Genomic DNA, 22007 nt, shown 5'->3' on the forward strand with positions numbered 1-22007 from the left:
GAGAGGACCGGGATGGACACACCGCTGGTGTACCAGTTGTTCCGCCAGGAGCATAGCTGGGTAGCTACGTGTGGCAAGGATAAGTGCTGAAAGCATCTAAGCATGAAGCCCCCCTCAAGATGAGACTTCCCATCACTTCGAGTGAGTAAGATCCCTCAGAGACGATGAGGTTGATAGGTCCGAGGTGGAAGCGTGGTGACACGTGTAGCTGACGGATACTAATAGATCGAGGACTTAACTAATAATGACAAATTGAAAACGTTGATGTGAAGCTCTTATTTAGTTTTTAGGGTATAAACCTAAGATTAAGGATGTTCTGTTTAAATACAGAATAAGTCTGGTAGCATTAGCGGAGAGGACACACCTGTTCCCATGCCGAACACAGCAGTTAAGCTCTCCAGCGCCGATGGTAGTTGGGGCTTTGCCCCTGCAAGAGTAGGACGCCGCCAGGCAAATGATATAAGTCAGGATATGATAATTCATATCCTGGCTTTTTTTATTGTAAGAAAAATTAAGTAAAATTAAGCTTTCATAAAACATCAAATTACACTATAAAATGTATCTAGATTTGCATATCTAGTTGTACAGTGTCCGGAGTGGTGGTATTTGTAATAAAAATATAAGTTGGGACATAATTAAAACTTTCTACTCTAAAGACGAATAATCAGGATAGGATGTTTAGATCATTCATTTTTAATGGTTGGATCTAATATGTGGTTGATATAAACTGCGACACAGTGAAATTTTTCTTTTGCACCACTCCGGTACCAATGCAACATCTGCTCAAGCTAGCACTTTCGCAGTCTTACTAGCCATGGGCTCACTCATCAGGGTTATGAGAACCCGGGATGCTATTCAAATAGCGTGAAACGTAACTTCATCGGGGTTATGAGAACGCGAACACTGTTCAAATAGTGTGAAACGTGTCTTCATCAGGGTTATGAGAACCCGAACTCTGTTTAAATAGTGAGAAAAGGTCACTCATATCGAAGATATGAGCCCCGGTTGAGTATTTTTCCATGTTACTTCGCAGTTTATATCTAATCAGCAACAAAATAAATCCGAACTAATTCGAATTCTATTTCAAGAATTACAAATCATAGTTCGTATTTCACTTTGACTAAAACACTTTTTATCCCAGCCTCCTGCTATTTTTATTTTCAAATGCTTCTTCAACTAACGCCATCCAATCGTTTAAATGTATTAATTCAATAAACAGGATTGTGCCCACTGAATTGCCGGATCCTCATTCCGTTATTTCCTGAGAAACGCCTTTTTTAATCGTGTTATGTAATCCTTATTCCTCTATTTACCCTATTCAACCATATTTTTCATTGTTATTGGGTAAATAACGGATCCAGGAACCGATTCAACTCTTCAGAACGGCTTTTTTTATTCAGCGGAACCACGATCCACTTCATTACTTTGAGATTCACATTCCGATCCCCTTTTCCTCTTATTTCTGCTACTACGTCTATAATACTTCATCATAATAGCGTCAATCTTTCTTGCCTTAATTTTAATGTAGCTGTGGGAGTATCACACCTGATATTCATATTAAATGATTAGATTTCAAAATAAGTATTAATTTCTTCTTTAAGTAAATAGTTCCCAATATAAAATGTCCCGAAAATAGCATACTTGGCACTGACCTCATCAAATCGTGTATCATATATAAGCTTCTTGAACTTCAGTGGGTCATCACAAAATAGGGAGACTCCCCATTCGTAGTCATCAAAGCCAATTGAACCTGTTATAATACGTTTAATATCTTCTGTATATGGCTTACTAGTTGCTATGTGTTCAAACATCATACGACCACGTTCTTCTTTTGGCAACGTAAACCAATTGTTTATTTCTCCTCGAAGCTTACTCATTGGGTAAAAGCAAATATATTGTGTTTTGGGAATGGTTGGATAAAGTTTTGCCAGCATTGCTGGATCCTTATATGGATCTGTCTCACGTTTTGTATAAGAGCTCTTCTCAATAATTGACACATATGAATTTACAGGTTGTGTATAGTGAGCAAGTGCTGACTTATTAAATTGGCTCTCAAGTTTGTTTAAGTCCTTCATGGTTGGACGGAGAACCATAATCATTAGATCAGCCTTTTGTCCAATAATTGAGTATAAAGCATGTCTGCCTTCCTGGTTACCTTCTACAATTTGCCACTCGCTTAACAAATTATGAAACTCGATTAGAGCCTCATTTCTTTCATCTTCTGTGGCTCGCTGCCATTTTTCCCAATTAATTGTTCTAAAATCATGTAGTGTATACCATCCATCAAATGTCGTTACAGATTCGACCATTTTAATCACTCCTAAGTTAGCTGTTTGTAGTATGAATGGTACACCTGCATAAGCTATTTTATTGTGATTAATATCACGCTTACATCAGTAATTGCGAAGATATTGTGATTTTAGTAAATTAAAAGCGCCCCATTTGGAGCGCTTCTGGTGCGTTTAACCCATTCCATTCTGACTAAACTGTTGCTGATTTCCACCACTGTTCATTTGTGAAACGAAAGGCATCATTTTTTGCATTGTTTGACCAAAGTTTTGATTGTTTTTGGTCATTGTATAGTAAGTTGCTGCACCAACACCTACTGAAGCGAGTAAAGGTATCCACATGTCATTCCTTTGCATTGCAATCCAACCCTTCCTTAGATTATCCCCATACATTAGTAGGATGGCACAAAAGTTTTAAAACATGTTAGGTATCAAATACCAGTATAATTACCAGTTTCTAGTGCAGCATTGATACCAGCCAATCTGCCTGTAACTAATGCAGATGTGATATTATAGCCTCCAGTGTAGCCATGTATATCCAGTATCTCACCGCAAAAATAAAGTCCATGCATTATTTTAGATTGCATTGTGTTAGGAACAACTTCCTTAATGGAAACTCCACCCCCAGTTACAAATGCTTTATCAAGTGATAATGATCCATTGACATTAAAAGAGAAATGCTTAATATCATGAACGATTGTCCGAATGATTTCTTTAGAAACGGTTGCTGCTTTTTGCTCTTCGCTAACTTGATGCTTATTCAGAATATAAGTAAGGAGTCGCTCCGGGATTAATCCTTTCAAAATATTTTTTATGGATTTTTTGGGATTCTCTTCCATGGAATTCAAAATGGATTGTATCAATTTCTCCTCTTGTTCATCAGGTAGCACATCAAGAATCATTTGAACCTCATTTTGCCCCTTCATAAGTTCTTTAACAACAAATTGGGAACATCGTAACACCGCAGGACCTGATATGCCAAAGTGGGTAAATATCATGTCCATTTGGTGTGTGATGATGGGCTTGCTCTTTTTATTTAATACAGTTAAAGCTACATCACGTAAGGATAAACCTTGCAGGCTTTTATTTTTAATAAATGGTTCATTGGAGGTAAGTGCAACTTCAGTTGGATACAATTCGGTAACAGTATGCCCGGCTTTTTTTGCCCATTCGTAGCCGTCACCAGTAGACCCTGTATGCGGAACAGCCTTCCCTCCAACCGCTATGACAAGTGATTTAGTATGTATTTTCGAGTCATCATTCAAAATAATAATATGTTCATTTTCATCATAATGAACAGCTCTAACGGTAGTGCTCATCCTTACTTCAACATGCAGTTCATCCAACTTATTGATTAATGCATTCACCACGGTTTTTGCAGAATTTGATGCAGGGAACATACGACCATGGTCTTCTTCTTTAAGACCAACACCCATCCCTTCAAAAAAGTCGATAATATCGTAATTGTTAAATACGGAAAATGGGCTATATAGAAACTTGCCATTTCCTGGAATGTGTTTAATAACTTCATCTTCTGGCAGCCGGTTAGTTACATTGCAACGACCTCCACCAGAAATAGCAAGTTTCGTACCTAGCTTCTTACCTTTCTCAATTAACATTGTTTTAGCTCCACTTTCAGCTGCAGCAATTGAAGCCATTAGTCCTGATGGACCGCCTCCAATTATTATTACATCGTATGACAAAATTCTTCATTCCTTTCGTTACTAGCATACCACTTTTCCGGTTGCATTTAGAAAAAACAAAAACTTTCATATGGTAACAAGCACTCATTTATTTTAAATCAATATTAATTTGTATTAATAAAAAGTGCAAAAATAATATTATTTTTCGAATGCCTTTGACAAATCATAACGTACATATTAATTATCTGTGATAAAATAACTTTAAACGTAATTTTTAAATAGATGCAGGTGAAATAATGTCGAATATTGTTAGAGGCACTATGTTACTTACAGGTGCGTCATTTTTATCTAAGTTTCTAGGGATGATTTATGTTATTCCTTTTCATTGGCTTGTTGGTGAAACAGGCGGAACGCTCTACTCTTATGCCTATACTCCATATAGTATTTTAATTAGTATATCCACAATTGGTGTACCATTAGCCGTTTCGAAGTTTGTCTCTAAGTATAATTCATTGGGTGATTATGAAACGGGAATGCGCATGTTTAAGGCAGGAATATCATTAATGGCGGTTACGGGTTTTCTTGGCTTCCTTGTTTTGTTCTTCGGCGCTGAACTAATGGCTAGTTTAATCATATCAAATGAAGATATTGGTGAAATTAAAATTGCAGATGTCTCAATGGTCATTAGAGCGGTTAGTTTTGCCTTATTGATTATACCAGCAATGAGTATTGTTCGAGGGTTCTTTCAGGGATATGAATCAATGGCGCCAACCGCAGTTTCACAAGTGATAGAACAAATTGCGCGGATTGTTTTTTTATTAAGTGCAACGTTTATCGTTATTACTTTATTTAATGGGTCAATAGCTACTGCAGTTGGTTTTGCGACATTTGCAGCTGTTATAGGAGCATTAGCATCATGTGTCGTCTTATTCGTATATTGGCGTAAAAGGAAACCTGCTATACAAAAGCAGGTACAGCAACAACGTGTCAAACATGATATTCCTAAAAAAGATCTTATTAAGGAACTATTCAGTTATGCAGGACCTTTTATATTAGTAGGGATTGCAATTCCATTATATCAGTCAGTTGATCTGTTTACGTTTGAACGAGCAATGATTGCTGTTGGAAATGGAGAGGTATCTGAAACAGCTTATTCGGCTATTAATTTGTATGGTCATAAGCTTGTAATTATCCCTGTAACGATTGCAACTGGACTATCATTAGCTATTATACCAGCTCTTACAAAATCATTTACGAAAGATAATAAACAGCTGTTGAATCAACAAATTAATCAATCATTACAAATAGTACTAATTCTTGTTGTTCCCGCAGTTGTTGGCTTGTCAATGCTGTCAGATGTAGCATATGGTTCTCTTTATGGTATGGGGAATATCAATATCACAGGCACATTACTAGGCTGGTATGCACCAGTTGCATTATTATTTGCTTTATTTACGGTAACGTCAGCTATACTACAGGGAGTTAATCAGCAGCGTTTTGCGGTAATCAGTTTATCCGGTGGCTTGTTAGTAAAGGTACTGCTTAATATCCAGCTAATTCATGTCTTTGGGGCAAAAGGAGCTATTTTTGGGACAGCTCTTGCTGCGGGAACTGCAGTAATTCTAAATATTTGGCGTATAAAATCGTCAACTCGGTTTTCATTCAAACAAACTTTTAAACGCTTCTTATTAATTTGTATATTTACCATAATTATGTGTATTGCTATATGGATTGTGAAAGTAGTATTTGGAACATTTTTAGCATATGAAGATTCACGTTTGTCAGCTACTATTATGTTAATGACTGGAGTACTTGCTGGTGGAGGAGTCTATCTATGGTTTGCCTATGAATCAACACTTCTTGAACGTTTATTAGGCAATCGTGTACGGGTTTTAGACAAATTTTTTCACAGGTAAGGAGTTTTATATCGTGCGGCTTGATAAATTATTATCTAATATGGGCTTTGGCAGTAGGAAAGATATAAAGGCAATACTGAAAAAGAAGCATATTAGTGTCAATGGGAAAACAGTGAAAGATGGAAGCATGCATGTAGATACAGAAATGGACATAATAAAAGTACAAGGAGAAATAGTTAAGTATCAAAAATACATTTATTTGATGATGAACAAACCTCCTGGCTATGTATCGGCAACAGTGGATAATCGGAATAAAACAGTGATTGATATGTTGCCGTCATCCTACCAGCTTTTTAATCCATTCCCTGTAGGCAGGCTTGATAAGGATACAGAAGGGTTACTGCTAATAACGAATGATGGGGAGTTAGCGCATCAGCTTATTTCTCCCAAAAAAGATGTAGAAAAGACATATTATGCTAAAATAAAAGGACATGTTACAGAAGACGATATTATAAAATTTAAAAATGGGATCACTCTTGACGATGGATATCAGGCGAAGCCAGCCAGATTACAAATTTTGCATACTGACATTCAATCCGAAATTGAGGTAACTGTTACAGAAGGTAAATTTCATCAAGTGAAACGTATGTTTGATGCGGTGAATAAGAAAGTTGTATATTTAAAGCGGATTAGAATGGGTGAGTTAGAGCTTGATTGTAATCTTTCAACAGGTGATATTCGAGAATTGACTAAGGATGAAATGAAGTATTGTCTTTCCCAAAAAAAGAGCTGACAAAGGCATCTGTCAGCGGATATCTCCATATTCTTAAGATATTTTTACAGGTTTACTTGTCGTTTTCCATCTGCCGCGATTAGGACTACTTACCAAACCGTTATGTTCCAAAACGTTCAAATCACGCTGAACAGTGCGGTCAGTAGTTCCGAATTCTTCAGCTAATTCCGTAGTCGAAACTGTCCCATTCTCTCTAATATAAAGATAGACAGCTTTGACTCTAGTTAGCATTCTGGATGTTGGTTGATTCAAAGAACCACTCCTTAAAAAAAATCATTCTCTTGTGGTGCAAGTGAATCTGTATTGTTATTCTTATTTTACACTAAAAATGTAAATATTTTAAATACTTTGTTTATAAGTTAAGAAAGTAAAAATACTTTCTAACTGTAAAAGATGCTTTCGCCAAAAAACTGCCGATTTCTAAAAAGTGTTAAAAACGAAAATGAGGAATGGTTATGACAAATGAGCCACACTATTTTATTGCTATCCCACTGAAAGAAAGGCATAAAGAATACTATTCTAAATGGCAATTTGATTTAAAAGAAGAGTTGCCCTATAAACAGTGGGCGAATAAAGAAGATTTACATATCACGTTAAAATTTTTGGGGTCTGTGGAATCTAATAAACTTAATCAACTTTTGAATTACTTGAATGTTTTAGAAAAAACAAATGAATTTAAAATAGCTACAGGATCATTAGGGTTCTTTGGTAATCCAAAAAAACCACGTGTATTATGGGTGGGTGTTGACAAAACAAGTGCTTTGGCAGCATTACACCATGATGTGGAAGACGTTTCGGTGAGTGCTGGTTTCGAGAAAGATAGTCGACCTTTTTCTCCACACATAACGCTTGCAAAAAAATGGAATGGTGAAGAAGTGAGCATGTCCGGGTTAAAGGAACAATATGATAATGATGAAAGATTGGACTTGATTGTAAATCAAGTTATTGTATACCGGATTTTTCCTGCTAGGACACCAAAATATGAAGTTGTAGCTGCATATGAACTAAAAGGGGAGGTTGATTAAGTGGGTCAATTAATTAAGCTGCAGGATTATATATCCCGGTATGAGTGGAACGCATACCGTTATCCTAGTCAATATATGCGTCTGAAACAAGATAATTGGAAAAAACTTCAATATATGTCGATGAAAGAAGGTACTGTAAAGGCTGGAGAAGAGGAACATGAGGAACAGAGCTCAACTTTTTCGAAATGGAAATCATTCATAAAAACAGGAAACTGGCAAACTGAAGGGGAAGATGCAGCAGATGAGGATAATGTTCTACCCAAGACAGAAAATGACTTAAAGCAGTATTTTCTAAATAAATTATTCCCATTGCAATTAAAGTGGGCTACATCAACTGTCACTGATGTATCATTTATGGATAAGAGTTATTACCAGGATGATACGCTAAGGTATTTTCTGCAAAGGTTTCCTGATACTTATTTATTAATGTATTATCCAATTTTTAATATAAAAAAAGCTCCAATTGATGGAGAAATTATCCTGCTTAGCCCTATTGGTATAGAAATCATATATTTAATTGAAAAAAATCATAACGCAAAAATAGTAGCGGATGATGAGCGCACATGGATAGTAGAAGAAAGAGAGGAACAGTCCAAAATACTAAGTCCTATGATTGCTTTAAAACGTACTGAACAACTTGTTAAAAGTATATTGAGTAAAGAAGATATTGAATTTCCTATTAATAAAGTTGTATTATCACGAGTAAATAATATTGAATTTATTTCAGAACCATTTAATACAAAAATAATTGGGAAATATAATTATAAGAAATGGTTTAAAGAGAAACGAAGCCTTGTATCGCCCCTGAAAAGCAGTCAGCTAAAAATTGCAGATTTATTATTAAAAAATTGCCAATCAACATCCGTTAAGCGACCGGAGTGGGAAGAAGATAATAATACATTTTCAGTTGGTACAGAGGATGAGTAAATGTATATATTTATTGTAAACCCGATTGCAGGAAATGGGGGCGCTAAGAAGGCATATTCAAAGATTTCAAAAACAGAAGCCTTTAAACAAATAGATAGTAAGTGCTTTTTCACGGAATATTTCGGACATGCAGAACGAATTGCCAAACACCTGCCTATTGATTTTCCAGGAATCGTTACCTGTGTAGTTGTTATCGGTGGTGATGGAACGTTACATGAGGTAATAAATGGCCTTTGTAAACCAGTAGTACCTGTTTCATTTATTCCTGCAGGGTCTGGAAATGATTTTGCAAGGGGTTGTGATATAAAAGGAAAACCAGTTGAAATCTTTCAACGAATTGTACGTCAAAACAGCAAATCTTATTGGTTAGGATGTTATCAGGAAATAGGAAAAAGTCCACGTAATATAGTTAATAGTATCGGCTTTGGCTTTGATGCGGAAATTGCAAAAGCTGTAAATAATTCAAAGTATAAAAAACTGTTAAGTAATCTCCACTTAGGTAAAATTAGTTATGTGATAGGACTTATAAAAGTATTATTCAGCTTTAGACCAATGAATCTAGAAATAATAGTAGATGGTAAAAAATATAAGCTTTCCAATTGCTGGATGGTAACAATTGCACAACATCCCTTTTATGGTGGAGGTATGAAAATTATACCTAATGCAACGATACAAGCCGGTATTTTTCCTGTACTTTTCATCCATTCAATATCAAAATGGAAGGTATTAGGGGTTTTTATGACAGTATTTAGCGGGAAGCATGTTAACTTTAAAGAGGTAGAGCTTATGGAAGCAAATCGTCTCGAAATTTCTTCTAAGAAGAAGATTCCTTATCAGGTAGATGGGCAGACGGATGTTTGCTTCTCTTGTGTTATTACGAAGCAACAAGACGCTATTGAGGTTGTTGGCGCGTAAGTTTTGCTTGAAATTAATGTAGAATTCCTATAATCTATTCTCATGTCTCTTTTTTAAAATAAAATTATAATAAGATGCAAAAATATAGATGATGATTTGAGGTATGTACGGTGAATTGGCTTGAACAAGCACTAGGAAAAGAATGGAATGTTACCTCGGCCGGTGGGTTGACTGGTGATGCCTTTATAGCAGAAAATAACAATCGACGGCTGTTTCTAAAACGAAACTCCTCCCCATTCCTGGCAGTGTTATCTGCAGAGGGAATTGTCCCTAAGCTTGTTTGGACAAAAAGGATGAAAAATGGTGATGTCGTTACTGCTCAGGAGTGGCTTGATGGAAGAGAACTTAACCCATTGGAAATGCAACATCACCAGGTAGCTTCTTTAATCCGTAAAATACACAACTCGTCTGAATTGTTGCATATGCTCATGCGTATGGGTAAAAAAGCCGTCACACCAGACGATCGATTTTCTGAAATAGCTGAACAAGTAAAAACGAAGGGTTTGATAGAACAACATAAAGAAGTTCGTAATGCCATTCATTATCTACACCGATTACTTCCTGTAACACGTGGACAACAACAGGTGGTGTGTCATTGTGATTTGAATCATAATAATATTTTGCTAACGAACAAAGGTCAGCTGTATTTGGTTGATTGGGATAATGCAATGATTGCTGACCCTGCAATGGATTTTGGATTTGTATTAAAGTGGTATATACCGCAGGAAGACTGGAATCAATGGCTTCAACATTACGGTGAAACAAAAAATGACCAGTTAATTGAACGCATATATTGGTACTTGATAATAGATGCACTTTCGTATTTATGCTGGCATAATGAACGAGATGAAATGGATAAGGCTAATAGTAGATTAAAGGATTTACGTAATTTAAATTTTCATGTAGAATCCGTTATTCTAAATTAGTTTGCTGAATAGCACTTACCCATGTTTTAATGTTCTCTTGATTTGTAGTGATGTGCTCTTCATCATTTTGCGCTATCTCACCTTGGCGGCCATAATTATATATCTCTGGCAATAATTGAAGTAGCTGTTCATCAGAGATGCTGTTGTTTGCCATCATGGCTTGCACTAATCTTTTTATTTGCTGATATTCTGAAATTTCACCACAGCAATCCTCTGTTTGTTCACTTAAAATATCATGCAGTAACCTTAATTGATTATGAACGGTTAATGTCAATCGAAATCACCTCAACTTATAGTATTAACCAATTATTTTTTTTCTATACTAATCATCAAGAAAGTGTGGTGCTAATGGTGCGTCAACGTAATAAACCATGGGCAGATGACTTCCTAAAAGAAAACAGTCATTTTGTAATTCCTGATCCATCTGAAAAAAAGGATATATGGCATGAAGTATTTGGAAATAACAATCCAATTCATCTGGAGATAGGTACTGGTAAAGGCCAATTTTTAGCAGGAATGGCTAAGCAATTTCCAGAGATCAATTTTATAGGAATTGAGGTTGCAAAGAGTATTGTTGTAACTGCAGCTCAAAAATTAATGGAAACAGACCAGGATAATATTCTACTGATTAATGAAAATGCAGAAAAATTAAGAGAAATTTTTGCAGAAAATGAAATTTCTACCATATATCTAAACTTTTCTGATCCTTGGCCAAAGAATCGACACGAGAAGAGACGTTTAACATTTCGTACGTTTTTAGATCAATACAAGGAAGTCCTACAGCCTAATGGTGAGCTCATATTGAAAACCGATAATCGTGGGTTATTTGAATACTCACTTGTTAGTTTCTCTGAGTTTGGCATGGACCTTAAAGAAGTTAATTTGGACCTTCATAAAGCAGAGGACCCTGAAAACGTCATGACAGAATACGAAGCTAAATTTTCGGCAAACGGACAAGTAATCTATCGATGCCGTGCCCAATTTTCTTAGAACCCAATTCATCTGGGTTCTTTTTTGTATATAGTGAAACTATTACTGTGGTTAATTGAATCTCTAAAATATCCAGGATCTGCTCCGGCGCATTACTGTTGGTGACGTCACAAGACTTGGCGTTCTTGCCAGCCAACGCTTAGATCCTAGTGAACTTTTTTCCCCGTGTCTAATTTAAGTCAACATCGAATTGCCACACTCTTCGTATATTTTTTCGTCTTCTGAACATGCTTTTCCTTTTTTTCTTCTAAGTATTTGCACGAAATATATTCTTTAGCTACACTATTAATATGGTGAAAGGATGGTGTAAGAATGGAAGAACTTCAAGTTGGACGAGCAAAATTGACATGGTTAAATGGTGGGGTGAACTTCCTTGACGGAGGTGCCATGTTTGGTGTTGTTCCAAAGGCATTGTGGAGTAAGAAGTATCCACCTAATGAAAAGAATCAAATTGAACTAAGAACTGATCCGTTATTATTGCAAGTTGATGGTAAAAATTTCTTGATAGATTCTGGCATGGGCAACGGAAAATTAACCGATAAGCAATTACGTAATTTTGGTGTTTTGGAGCAATCATCTATTGATAAATCACTTGCTGAATTGGGATTAACAGTTAAAGATATCGATGCAATGTTAATGACGCACTTGCATTTTGATCATGCTTGTGGATTGACCAAAAAAATGAATGATGAATATGTACCTGTATTTGAAAATGCTACTATTCATGTATCGGCAGTAGAATGGAATGAAATGCAAAATCCGAATATTCGCTCCATAAATACATATTGGGAAGAAAACTGGAAACCAGTTCAAGATCAAGTGCAGCCATTTGAAAATGAAATTTCGATCGTTGATGGGCTTAAAATGATTCATACAGGTGGACATAGTGATGGGCATTGTATTTTAGTTTTTGAAGATGGAGATGAGGTATTTATCCATATGGCTGATATAATGCCAACCCATGCTCATCAGAATAAATTATGGGCACTTGCATATGATGATTACCCGGTAACTTCTGTACATCAGAAAGAAAAATGGATGGATTTTGGTTATCAGAAAAAAGCGTGGTATACGTTTTACCATGATGCTTATTTACGTGCAATTAAATTTGATGAATTAGGAAAGCGAATTGATGAAATTGAACGGACACGATACGACTATAAATAAGGCTATTTCTAGAGTCTGTTGTTTTTGACACAAAAGATATAAACTGCGAAGTACTTTTTAAAAAGTTTTAGTGCTATTATGCCGTTTCGGAAATACACTTCGCGCACCTACGTCGCTGCGTAGTCTCATCTAGGCCTCAGCTCCCACAGGAGTCTACGTGTATTTCCTGCGCTGGGTTGTGCTCAATATATCTTGATCAATCAAAATATATTGTGACGCATAAAAGCAAGATTTTGAAATCACTTAAATCAGCTGTTGGAATTTGCGTGACTCCTGTGGAGGATCGTGGTGAGCACACGGCTAAGAAGACACTGTGAAAGCTTCAGCTTGAACAGATGTCGCCTTTGTACCCTGAGCGGTGAAAGCGAGTATATTCCAGATGCGTGGTCAGAGAGCTTCACTAAATGATATTAAGCGAATCTGTGTCACAGCATATATCAACTACGATGGATAAAGAGTAACAATATATACGAAAAAACCATAAATAATTATAAAAAAGCCATCTTCTGACAGATGGCTTTTTACTTGCTTAAGAAACTATAAAATTTGAGTGCTGTGGATACCTGGATTACAGAATCTGCTACGTCTAGCTCCAGCGCATTTGTCCTCATTATGCTGTTTGCACGGCACCAATAACAGCGCCTGTTTCTACATCTACATAAAACTCATATTGTTTATTTTCGCCATCGATGTTTCGGGTGACCCCGCCACGATAGGCATTATACAAGAGTCCGTTTTTCTCGACTTCTTCTGGTTTCATATAAATCCATGAGCCACTTATAGGACCTTGTTTTTTAAATGTTTCCTTTGCTTGTTTTAAAGCTTTCTCCGGGGTTATCTTCTGGTATTGGTCGATTTGTTGCTTTGCAAGATATCCTACTGCTACACCCAATCCTGCTGCAAGAGCTGCTCGTTTTACATTCATTTTATATTCACCTCTTGAAATAAATTTCTTATTCTAGTTTCTAAAGTCTAATTTAATAATTAGTATAACTGAAACAAATTAAAATAGAAACTAAAACACAAATTTAGTTGATTGGTGGAAAGAAGAAGTCATTTTCCGTTATACTTATTATACTACATAAAAATAAATATAGTATAGATGGAGGAATACAAATGAATCAGGAAACAACAGACTTATTCAGAACACTGACAGAAATGCAAGGGGCGCCAGGAAATGAGCACCTTGTTCGTAAGTTTATGAAAGAAGAACTCGGAAAGTACGCTGACGAGGTGATTCAGGATAATCTCGGTGGAGTTTTTGGTGTAAAAAATGGTGAAGGTCCTCGCGTTATGGTGGCAGGCCACATGGACGAGGTTGGTTTTATGGTCACACAAATTACAAAGAATGGTATGATCCGCTTTCAAACATTAGGTGGCTGGTGGAGCCAGGTGCTACTAGCTCAACGTGTACAGGTTATGACTGAAAATGGTCCTGTGACTGGCGTGATTGGATCAACTCCTCCACACAATTTAACGCCGGAACAACGGAAAAAACCAATGGAAATCAGTAACATGCTTATTGATATTGGTGCTGATGATCAAGAGGATGCGGAAAGAATCGGTATTAAACCTGGACAGCCTATTGTTCCAATTTGTCCATTTACACCAATGGCTAATGATAAAAAGATTCTTGCTAAGGCATGGGATAATCGTTATGGTTGTGGTCTTTCTGTTGAATTGCTAAAAGAATTAAAAGGTGAAAAGCTCCCAAATCAATTGTTCTCAGGTGCGACAGTTCAAGAAGAAGTAGGATTGCGCGGTGCACAGGTAGCAGCAAATATGATTAAGCCTGATGTCTTTTATGCGCTTGACGCGTCACCGGCAAATGATATGTCAGGTGATGATAAGGAATTTGGCCAACTAGGCAAGGGAGCATTGCTTCGTATTTTTGATCGTACAATGATAACACACCGTGGTATGCGGGAATTTATTTTGGATACAGCAGAATCTAATAATATTCCTTACCAGTATTTTGTTTCACAAGGTGGTACAGATGCAGGTCGTGTCCATTTATCAAATGATGGAGTACCATCTGCGGTTGTTGGAATTTGCTCACGCTATATTCATACATCCGCATCCATGATTCATGTGGATGATTATCAAGCTGCAAAAGAATTGATCGTCAAACTTGTGAAAGCTACTGATAAAAACACAGTAGAAACAATTCAAAAAGCTAATTAATTTTTAAACTAGAGAGCTGCTATCAGCGTTGATAGCAGCTTCAATTTTGAAAGATCGAGAGGTGTTTTCAATGGAAGTGATTATTGGATCAAAAAACCCTACAAAGAGAAAGGCAGTTGAGGAAGTCTTTTTAACGGATATCGTTACTGGTTATGATGTACCTTCAAAAGTGAGTGCGCAGCCGCTCTCGGATTCTGAAACAAGAGAGGGTGCTATGAACCGTGCAATGCAATGCATAGAAACTACCGCGGGTAAAATTGGAATCGGATTAGAAGGTGGTGTTATGCAAGTAGATGATCAACTTTATTTATGTAATTGGGGGGCATTAGTTACAAGAGAGAAGGAGGTTTTCACAGCTAGTGGTGCCCGGATTTTATTGCCTGATGAATTTAATGATCAGCTTCAGGGTGGTGCTGAGCTAGGAGATATAATGGATACATATGCCAAGCGAAAAGATGTACGAAAAAATGAAGGAGCCATCGGTATTTTTACTAATGACCATATCTCAAGAAAAGAAATGTTCGTTCATGTTGTTAGACTATTACATGGTCAATGGGAATACGCAATGAAAAATAGCAGCGGAAGTTAGCCGCTGCTATTATTATTCATAAATGTATTGCAGTACCTCTAATGCTTGGTCGACTGTCTCGACAGTAACGTCGGCTTTGTTGGAAAGTTCTTTCAATGGATGTACTAGTGATTCTGGCCTGATGATTATTGTTGGTTTATTCATTGTAATTGCGGTACTTGCATCCATCGCTGTATTCCATTGTTTATATTTTTCACCAAACAATGCAATAACTATATCGGATTTTTGTAATAAAACCTGCGTTCGAAAATTATTAATGCTTGAGGCTGCATCATCTTTATGAACACTAGCTGGTTGTTTACCAATTATGTCTTCCCCAACATTGTCTGAACGTTCATGATTTGTTTGTGGTCCAACAATTGTAAGTGCAAGGTTTTTTTCCCTAGCTTTTGTTTTTACCGTTTCCCGCCAATCATCGTGAATTTGACCCGCTAAGTATACAGTTAAATCCATGATCAATCCTCCAAATCTATTTATTGCCTTAATTCGATATTATCTGTTTTTTTAAATAACGTAAATAAAAAAGGTTACTGGAAAATAATTACCTTGAAATATATCAAATTCATAGTATTATAAAAAGAGGTAAAAAGTACTATATCCAGGGGGAAGAACATTGCGGAAATCTATACGAAAGATTACAATACTTTCTTTACTCTTTGTTGTCGCACTTACTGGGTGCAGTTTGCAGACTGAAGAAGAGGCAATCAAAGATGCCAAGGAATCTGCTAAAAAAATATTCGATTCAGATGAAAAAGTTGAAACGAATCATAAGTTGAATTCATTTTCAATGTATTTACCAAATAGCTTGGAAGTAGAAGAAAAAGATGCGAATAACGTTATTCTAAAAGATGGAGACCAAACATTTATTGTTTTTTATAATAATCTTGAAGATCCACTAAGTAAGCTTAGTTATAATTCTGCAGCAGCAAAAAGTGATGAGGCTTTGCTGTTAGAGACATTTGAAGATCAGAATAAGTTTGGGTATATGCGTATAATCCCTCACGATCAGGAAGAAGATTATGAATTACAGATAGGTGTAGGTGGCGTCAAAATCACGACTTATACTTCAAGAGAAGATTTGGATAATGATTCAGAAGAACTTATGAAGATTGCACAATCTATAGCCTTGCAGCAAACAAGCACTGTCCAAAAATAAATATCTAATAATAATAAAAAGTCAGCCAAATGAATTAGTTCATTGACTGGCTTTTTTTAAAAAGAAAAATTTATGTCTTTCACCATACTTAGAGTCAGTCAAGTTAATTGAATCATAGTTAAAACAAAGATATGATAGCAATGGAGGTTGATAACTATGAAAACGTTAGAAACAGTTAATGAATTCAATGATTTAATAAATAAAGATAATATTATTGCACTATTTTCTGCTGACTGGTGCCCGGACTGCCGAGTAATTGAACCAGTTCTACCGGAAATTGAACAAGTTTTTCCGGAATATACTTTTATTCTTATAGATCGAGATCAGTTTATTGAGATTTGCCAGCAATATGATGTGTTTGGAATTCCGAGCTTTATTGCGTTTAAAGATGGCAAAGAAGCTGGCAGATTTGTTAGCAAAGACCGTAAAACAAAGGACGAAATAATCGAGTTTATCGAAGGAGTACAAGGTTAAGAAGGAGAGTTGCACTACAATGAAAATGACTAGTCTGAAAATGAAAAAAATACTTGATGAAAGGTTTTCCAATCCTGAATTTTATACATCTTATAAGAGGAACGAAGATTCCTATCGTATTGAGTGGAAGGAATCCAAGCAAGGAATGACAATTACACTGCCAAATGTTGTATCGAAATATAATAAACGGGGCGAAACAGCTATAGACGAACTTGAGAAACATGTACTAGAAGCGTTACGCATTATGAATGAAGAACACACTTTGAGTGGGATGGAGAAAAATATTTATCCTGTCATTCGTGCAACATCATTCGCAACAGAAACAAATGCGGGAACAACACTGGTATCTAAAGATCATACTGCAGAGACTCGTGTTTATTATGCACTGGATTTAGGTAAATCCTACCGGTTAATTGATGAACCAATGCTCGAAAAAGAGGAGTGGACTTACGATAGAATTGATGAAATTGCAACATTTAACATTAGATCACTATCCAATGACTTTAAGAAAGATACGGTAGCTGATAATGATTTTTATTTCGTTGCAAAACAGGATGGTTATGATGCAAGCAGAATCCTGAATGAAGCTTTTCTGGAAGAAATGCTCGCAAATAGTAAAGGGCAGCTGGCTGTAGCTGTACCACACCAGGACGTACTGATTTTTGCTGACATTCAAAATAAAACAGGGTATGATATATTAGCACAAATGACAATGAAATTCTTTGCAGAAGGAAGTATTCCAATCACATCATTGCCATTTATATATGAAGATAAAACATTGGAACCAGTGTTTATCATGGCAAAAAATCGACCAGAACAGAAGAAGTAGAAAGGAATGAGTCATATGGATATATTTTATAATCCAAAGGGTGTTGGCGACGTTTTAATTGTTCCAATAGAAGATGGGAACCGTTATGAAGTTATGCATGAGAATATCGGTGACATCACACGAATTACCGGTGAAAATGGAAAAGTTATTGGTTATAATATTTTTCAAGCGTCTGAGCATTTAAAGTTAGCAGATACCGGAAAAATTACAATGACCGATGAACTTTTAGGTCAGCTAAAAGAATTGTTTAATAAGAATAATGTTGCTGATTCTCTGGAGTTTGATTTGAGTCCTAAATTTGTTGTTGGTTATGTAAAGAATAAATCCCCTCATGAGAATGCTGATAAGTTGAGTGTTTGTCAAGTAGATGCTGGGGACGAAACGCTGCAAATTGTATGTGGTGCACCAAATATTAATGAAGATCAAAAAGTTGTCGTAGCAAAAGTCGGAGCAACCATGCCGAATGGGTTAAAAATAAAACCGACAGAATTACGAGGGGTCTCTTCGAAAGGTATGATATGCTCACAGAAAGAATTAGGCTTGCCAGATGCACCCAAAGAGAAAGGGATTTATGTTCTCGATGATACTTATGAAGTAGGCGAACCGTTTATATTCTAAAAAGAGAGCAACCTGAGTCAATTGACAAGGGTTGTTTTTTTCGCAGATAGGAATGTATATACTATTCTACCTGGATAAGGCAACTAAGGCTTTTGCCTTTTACGACCGGCGATAAGCCAAATATTTTTAATGCTACACTTTCACATAAAAACTGATAGAATAAATTATAGTGTTAACTTTTATAGAAATGAGTGAAATCATATGTGGGATCGTTGGAAAAAGAAAATAACCAATTTTCTCTTTGTGGAAACAGAGGAAGAAGACAATCAGTCACCAAAAAAACGAAATTACCGTAAACAGGATGTTCAAACAAAAATGATGTATCAATATCCTGATAACAATTCATTTCGGTTTCCTGTAATCCCTGATAAACCAAAACAAAAACAAGAAGCAGAGACACCTGCATTTGAACGAAAAAGAAACCGAACTAGAAATGAAACTACAATTAAACCCAAACAGTCAAATTCGATGCAAGAACAGGAAAGAAAGGTAAACAAGCCTAAATCAGGAACACCGTTTGAACTAAGTGAAGTTCCTTCACCAATATATGGTTTCCAGCATCGAAAAAAGGAAAAGGAGATAGAGGACATCCCTGCGTACAAACGACAGCAATCTGACGTGCCGGAGCAAACTATGCAGCAAGACGAAACATTGATAAACGATACATACACAAAAGATACACATCCATTGGAAAGCTCGATTAGTGAGGAGCCAACAAAAGTTTCCGAGCCTGAACCTAAGGAATCGAGTGAGCCAAAAGAGGATAAAGTTCAACAACAGCAACAACAGCATTCTGTTAAACAAACCAAACGAAGACACTCCAAGCATAAAGCAGAGAAACAAAATAAACCGAGCCCACCTCCTTTTAATGTTATGATGTCAGCAAATGATAAACGGAGGCAAATGGATAAGCGCAATATCAAAAAAGAGTCTGTCAGCGATAATACAGCTGTACATAACAGTACAGTGCCATACCATTTATTAAATGATCCTGCTCGTAATAGTGATCAGAATCAGCATTGGATGAATAGTCAACAAGAACTATTGGAAAAAACACTGAAACATTTTAATGTTCAGGCGAAAGTTGTTAAAGCAACTCAAGGACCATCTGTAACAAGGTTTGAAGTGCAGCCGGAGCTGGGTGTTAAAGTTAGCAAAGTTAAAAATTTGAGTGATGACATAAAATTAAATATGGCTGCAAGAGATATCCGAATAGAAGCGCCTATACCAGGCAAGAACACAATTGGAATTGAAATTCCTAATCCAAAACCTCAAATTGTCGGTTTGCAGGAAATCTTTGAGGCAGAAATCTTTCAAAAAGGAGAATCACCATTAACAATAGGATTGGGATTAAGTATTGAAGGAAGTCCCCTGATCACTAATATACAAAAAATGCCGCATGGATTAATAGCCGGGGCAACAGGGTCAGGAAAGAGTGTTTGTATTAATACGATTCTAATCAGTCTCCTTTATAAAGCTAATCATCAAGATGTAAAGTTCCTGTTGATAGATCCTAAAATGGTTGAGTTGGCACCGTATAACGGTATACCACATCTCATTTCACCAGTCATTACGGATGTAAAAGCTGCAACAGTTGCTCTCAAATGGGCTGTGAAGGAGATGGAGGAACGATACGATAGATTTGTTCAAGAAGGAGTTCGAGATGTACAGCGTTTTAATCAAAAAATGGTTAAACAGAATCGTGTGGAAGAAAAAATGCCATTTATTGTTATTGTGATTGACGAATTGGCTGATCTAATGATGGTATCACCGCAGGATGTTGAGGATGCAATCTGTCGTATTGCCCAAAAGGCACGTGCATGCGGAATCCACTTGCTTCTTGCAACACAAAGACCTTCAGTTGATGTTATCACTGGGTTAATAAAGGCAAATATACCGACAAGAATAGCATTCAGTGTATCCTCTCAAGTAGATTCCAGAACGATTATGGATACAAGCGGAGCGGAGAAACTTTTAGGAAAAGGTGATATGCTGTTTATTGAAAATGGTGCCGGTGAAAGTATTCGTTTGCAAGGTGCCTTTGTATCAGATGAAGAAATTGAGCGTGTTACAGATCATGTACGTCAGATAGCTACACCTAAGTATGAATTTGAGCAGGAACAGTTGTTGGAGCAGCTTGTAACGGGTGATCACGAAGACGAACTGCTTCATGAAGCAGTTGAGTTTGTTGTGAAGCAGAATAGTGCGAGTACATCGTTATTACAGCGTCATTTTAAAATTGGGTATAATCGGGCAGCACGGCTAATGGACTCCATGGAAAGAAGCGGAATAATCGGTGGTCAAAATGGAAGCAAGCCACGTGAGATATTAGCATCTGGCGTACAAGCGGAAAATTAAAGCACTTGTTTAGTTGCAGTTGTTTTTATATGATAGGAGAGTATGCAGTCACCAAACACATTATTATGAATACGAGGGGAAGCCGTTATGAAGGAAATATCACAGAAACTAAATGGGGATATTAAACGATTAACTAACAAAACATTTAAGTTTGATGAACGGATTAAAGAGGGTTGGTTTTCAGCGGTATACTTTTTAAAAACAAAAGAGATGGCAGAGAAAAAACTTCCGCATAATCGTGTCACAATGCAGTTTTTTCAAAAAAGCAGTAATGCAGTTTTATGTGGAACAGATGAAGCAATTGCTTTGATTCACACATTTGCAGATGATCCAGAAAACCTAGAAATTCATTCGTTAAAAGATGGTGACAAAATCAGCCCCTACGAAACTGTTCTGACCATAACAGGGGCATATCAGCAATTTGGTTTTCTTGAGGGTATTATTGATGGTATTTTGGCTAGAAGAACATCGGTAGCTACAAATGTATATAATGTCGTAAAAGCAGGTAGAACTTCTGGAAATCAAAAGCCCATTATCTTTATGGGAGATCGTGACGACCACTTCACCCAACAGGCTGGCGATGGCTATGCTGCATTCATAGGTGGTTCAACAGCACAAGCAACGCATGCGATGAATGAATGGTGGGGAAAAGAAGGTATGGGAACAATGCCGCATGCTATGATTCAAATGTTTCGTGGTGATGTTGTTGCAGCATCACGTGCATATATTGAAATGTTTCCGGAAGACGATCTTGTTGCTCTAGTTGATTATAATAATGATGTGATTACCGATTCCCTGAAAGTTGCTAAAGCTTTTGGTAATAATTTAAAAGGAGTTCGTCTTGATACGTCCAGAACACTTGTAGATAAATATTTTTTAAGGAATCATCATTTAATGGGCACTTTTGATCCAAGAGGTGTGAATCCTGAATTAATTTTTGCGCTACGAAAAGCACTTAATGAAGAAGGATTTTCACATGTGAACATTATGGCCAGCGGTGGCTTTACTGAGAAAAGAATTAGTCATTTCGAGACTCTAGGCGTTCCTGTAGATATGTATGGTGTAGGTGGGAGCCTATTAAAAATTAATATTGGTTTTACTGGTGATAATGTGTTGTTAAACGGTACTCAGGAAGCAAAAGAGGGGAGACGTTATCGACCGAATCCCCGACTTGAATCAGTGGAATATCATATGCAAAATAAAGAATAAGAAATAATTTATTTCACTCTTCGTAAACATTTGCTATAATGATTAAATAGCTGTTAAGAT

The 22007-nt window shown here is 36.6% G+C and carries 23 protein-coding genes and 2 rRNA genes; 18 read left to right on the forward strand and 7 right to left on the reverse strand.

Going from position 1 to position 22007, the window contains the following annotated elements:
• Positions 1-242, forward strand: a 23S ribosomal RNA gene (locus BLS02_RS06790); the annotation flags it as partial.
• A 94-nt stretch (positions 243-336) separates the two neighbouring features.
• Positions 337-452 (forward strand): 5S ribosomal RNA (rrf, locus tag BLS02_RS06795).
• 1113 nt (positions 453-1565) lie between these two features.
• Here rrf and hemQ read toward each other — a convergent pair.
• The 3 genes from hemQ to BLS02_RS06810 all read right to left on the reverse strand — a co-directional run bounded on the left by hemQ (position 1566) and on the right by BLS02_RS06810 (position 3991).
• Complete coding sequence (gene hemQ / locus BLS02_RS06800) at positions 1566-2309, reverse strand: hydrogen peroxide-dependent heme synthase (RefSeq protein WP_092492256.1); 744 nt, start codon at positions 2307-2309, stop codon at positions 1566-1568.
• Positions 2310-2462: 153 nt separating this feature from the next.
• Positions 2463-2645 (reverse strand): hypothetical protein, encoded by a 183-nt coding sequence (locus BLS02_RS06805; protein ID WP_092492257.1) that lies wholly within the window; start codon positions 2643-2645, stop codon positions 2463-2465.
• A 74-nt stretch (positions 2646-2719) separates the two neighbouring features.
• Positions 2720-3991: a BaiN/RdsA family NAD(P)/FAD-dependent oxidoreductase gene (locus BLS02_RS06810; RefSeq protein ID WP_092492258.1), complete on the reverse strand. Its 1272-nt coding sequence runs from the start codon at positions 3989-3991 to the stop codon at positions 2720-2722.
• 236 nt (positions 3992-4227) lie between these two features.
• Between BLS02_RS06810 and BLS02_RS06815 the strand changes: the two genes are divergently transcribed.
• Entirely contained in the window at positions 4228-5847 is a 1620-nt protein-coding gene (locus BLS02_RS06815; protein WP_092492259.1) for a putative polysaccharide biosynthesis protein, read from the forward strand.
• Between the two features lie 13 nt (positions 5848-5860).
• Positions 5861-6580 carry a pseudouridine synthase gene (locus BLS02_RS06820; protein WP_092492260.1) on the forward strand — a complete coding sequence of 240 codons (720 nt, stop codon included), beginning with the start codon at positions 5861-5863 and terminating at the stop codon, positions 6578-6580.
• A gap of 33 nt (positions 6581-6613) precedes the next feature.
• Here the strand turns inward: BLS02_RS06820 and BLS02_RS06825 are convergent, their stop codons facing one another.
• Positions 6614-6832: a DeoR family transcriptional regulator gene (locus BLS02_RS06825; RefSeq protein ID WP_092492261.1), complete on the reverse strand. Its 219-nt coding sequence runs from the start codon at positions 6830-6832 to the stop codon at positions 6614-6616.
• Between the two features lie 203 nt (positions 6833-7035).
• Between BLS02_RS06825 and thpR the strand changes: the two genes are divergently transcribed.
• The 4 genes from thpR (at position 7036) to BLS02_RS06845 (ending at position 10373) form a co-directional block, all read left to right on the forward strand.
• Positions 7036-7605 carry an RNA 2',3'-cyclic phosphodiesterase gene (gene thpR / locus BLS02_RS06830; RefSeq protein ID WP_092492262.1) on the forward strand — a complete coding sequence of 190 codons (570 nt, stop codon included), beginning with the start codon at positions 7036-7038 and terminating at the stop codon, positions 7603-7605.
• Entirely contained in the window at positions 7606-8532 is a 927-nt protein-coding gene (locus BLS02_RS06835; protein ID WP_092492263.1) for a nuclease-related domain-containing protein, read from the forward strand.
• Positions 8533-9447: a diacylglycerol/lipid kinase family protein gene (locus BLS02_RS06840; protein ID WP_092492264.1), complete on the forward strand. Its 915-nt coding sequence runs from the start codon at positions 8533-8535 to the stop codon at positions 9445-9447.
• 110 nt (positions 9448-9557) lie between these two features.
• Positions 9558-10373 carry a phosphotransferase family protein gene (locus BLS02_RS06845; RefSeq protein ID WP_092492265.1) on the forward strand — a complete coding sequence of 272 codons (816 nt, stop codon included), beginning with the start codon at positions 9558-9560 and terminating at the stop codon, positions 10371-10373.
• On the opposite strand, the gene BLS02_RS06850 is transcribed toward BLS02_RS06845, so the two are convergent.
• Entirely contained in the window at positions 10360-10647 is a 288-nt protein-coding gene (locus tag BLS02_RS06850; protein ID WP_092492266.1) for a YtzH-like family protein, read from the reverse strand. The genes BLS02_RS06845 and BLS02_RS06850 overlap by 14 nt on opposite strands.
• Before the next feature lie 77 nt (positions 10648-10724).
• On the opposite strand from BLS02_RS06850, the gene trmB reads away from it, so the two are divergent.
• Both trmB and BLS02_RS06860 read left to right on the forward strand, forming a co-directional pair.
• Positions 10725-11363 carry a tRNA (guanosine(46)-N7)-methyltransferase TrmB gene (trmB, locus tag BLS02_RS06855; RefSeq protein ID WP_092493219.1) on the forward strand — a complete coding sequence of 213 codons (639 nt, stop codon included), beginning with the start codon at positions 10725-10727 and terminating at the stop codon, positions 11361-11363.
• 312 nt (positions 11364-11675) lie between these two features.
• Positions 11676-12530 (forward strand): YtnP family quorum-quenching lactonase, encoded by an 855-nt coding sequence (locus BLS02_RS06860; RefSeq protein ID WP_092492267.1) that lies wholly within the window; start codon positions 11676-11678, stop codon positions 12528-12530.
• A 610-nt stretch (positions 12531-13140) separates the two neighbouring features.
• Here the strand turns inward: BLS02_RS06860 and BLS02_RS06865 are convergent.
• Positions 13141-13455: a PepSY domain-containing protein gene (locus BLS02_RS06865; RefSeq protein WP_092492268.1), complete on the reverse strand. Its 315-nt coding sequence runs from the start codon at positions 13453-13455 to the stop codon at positions 13141-13143.
• Positions 13456-13646: 191 nt separating this feature from the next.
• On the opposite strand from BLS02_RS06865, the gene BLS02_RS06870 reads away from it, so the two are divergent.
• The gene (locus BLS02_RS06870) at positions 13647-14714 is read left to right on the forward strand and encodes a M42 family metallopeptidase (RefSeq protein ID WP_092492269.1); all 1068 of its coding nucleotides are present in this window, start codon (positions 13647-13649) and stop codon (positions 14712-14714) included.
• 70 nt (positions 14715-14784) lie between these two features.
• Positions 14785-15303 carry a DUF84 family protein gene (locus BLS02_RS06875; RefSeq protein WP_092492270.1) on the forward strand — a complete coding sequence of 173 codons (519 nt, stop codon included), beginning with the start codon at positions 14785-14787 and terminating at the stop codon, positions 15301-15303.
• Between the two features lie 12 nt (positions 15304-15315).
• Here BLS02_RS06875 and BLS02_RS06880 read toward each other — a convergent pair whose 3' ends face one another.
• Positions 15316-15756 (reverse strand): YtoQ family protein, encoded by a 441-nt coding sequence (locus BLS02_RS06880; RefSeq protein WP_092492271.1) that lies wholly within the window; start codon positions 15754-15756, stop codon positions 15316-15318.
• Positions 15757-15916: 160 nt separating this feature from the next.
• Here BLS02_RS06880 and BLS02_RS06885 point away from each other — a divergent pair, with 160 nt between their 5' ends.
• From BLS02_RS06885 to BLS02_RS06910, 6 genes are all read left to right on the forward strand, one after another.
• The gene (locus tag BLS02_RS06885) at positions 15917-16459 is read left to right on the forward strand and encodes a hypothetical protein (protein WP_092492272.1); all 543 of its coding nucleotides are present in this window, start codon (positions 15917-15919) and stop codon (positions 16457-16459) included.
• A 156-nt stretch (positions 16460-16615) separates the two neighbouring features.
• The gene (locus tag BLS02_RS06890) at positions 16616-16933 is read left to right on the forward strand and encodes a thioredoxin family protein (RefSeq protein WP_092492273.1); all 318 of its coding nucleotides are present in this window, start codon (positions 16616-16618) and stop codon (positions 16931-16933) included.
• Positions 16934-16952: 19 nt separating this feature from the next.
• Positions 16953-17762, forward strand: a complete 810-nt coding sequence (locus BLS02_RS06895) for a DUF1444 domain-containing protein (protein ID WP_092492274.1) — start codon at positions 16953-16955, stop codon at positions 17760-17762.
• A 15-nt stretch (positions 17763-17777) separates the two neighbouring features.
• Entirely contained in the window at positions 17778-18380 is a 603-nt protein-coding gene (gene ytpR, locus BLS02_RS06900) for a YtpR family tRNA-binding protein (protein ID WP_092492275.1), read from the forward strand.
• Positions 18381-18581: 201 nt separating this feature from the next.
• Positions 18582-20738, forward strand: a complete 2157-nt coding sequence (locus tag BLS02_RS06905; protein WP_092492276.1) for a DNA translocase FtsK — start codon at positions 18582-18584, stop codon at positions 20736-20738.
• Between the two features lie 87 nt (positions 20739-20825).
• The gene (locus BLS02_RS06910) at positions 20826-21947 is read left to right on the forward strand and encodes a nicotinate phosphoribosyltransferase (protein ID WP_092492277.1); all 1122 of its coding nucleotides are present in this window, start codon (positions 20826-20828) and stop codon (positions 21945-21947) included.
• Positions 21948-22007 lie beyond the last annotated feature (60 nt).

Origin of the sequence: Virgibacillus salinus (genome assembly GCF_900102415.1) — a bacterium.
GTDB lineage: Bacteria > Bacillota > Bacilli > Bacillales > Amphibacillaceae > Lentibacillus > Lentibacillus subterraneus.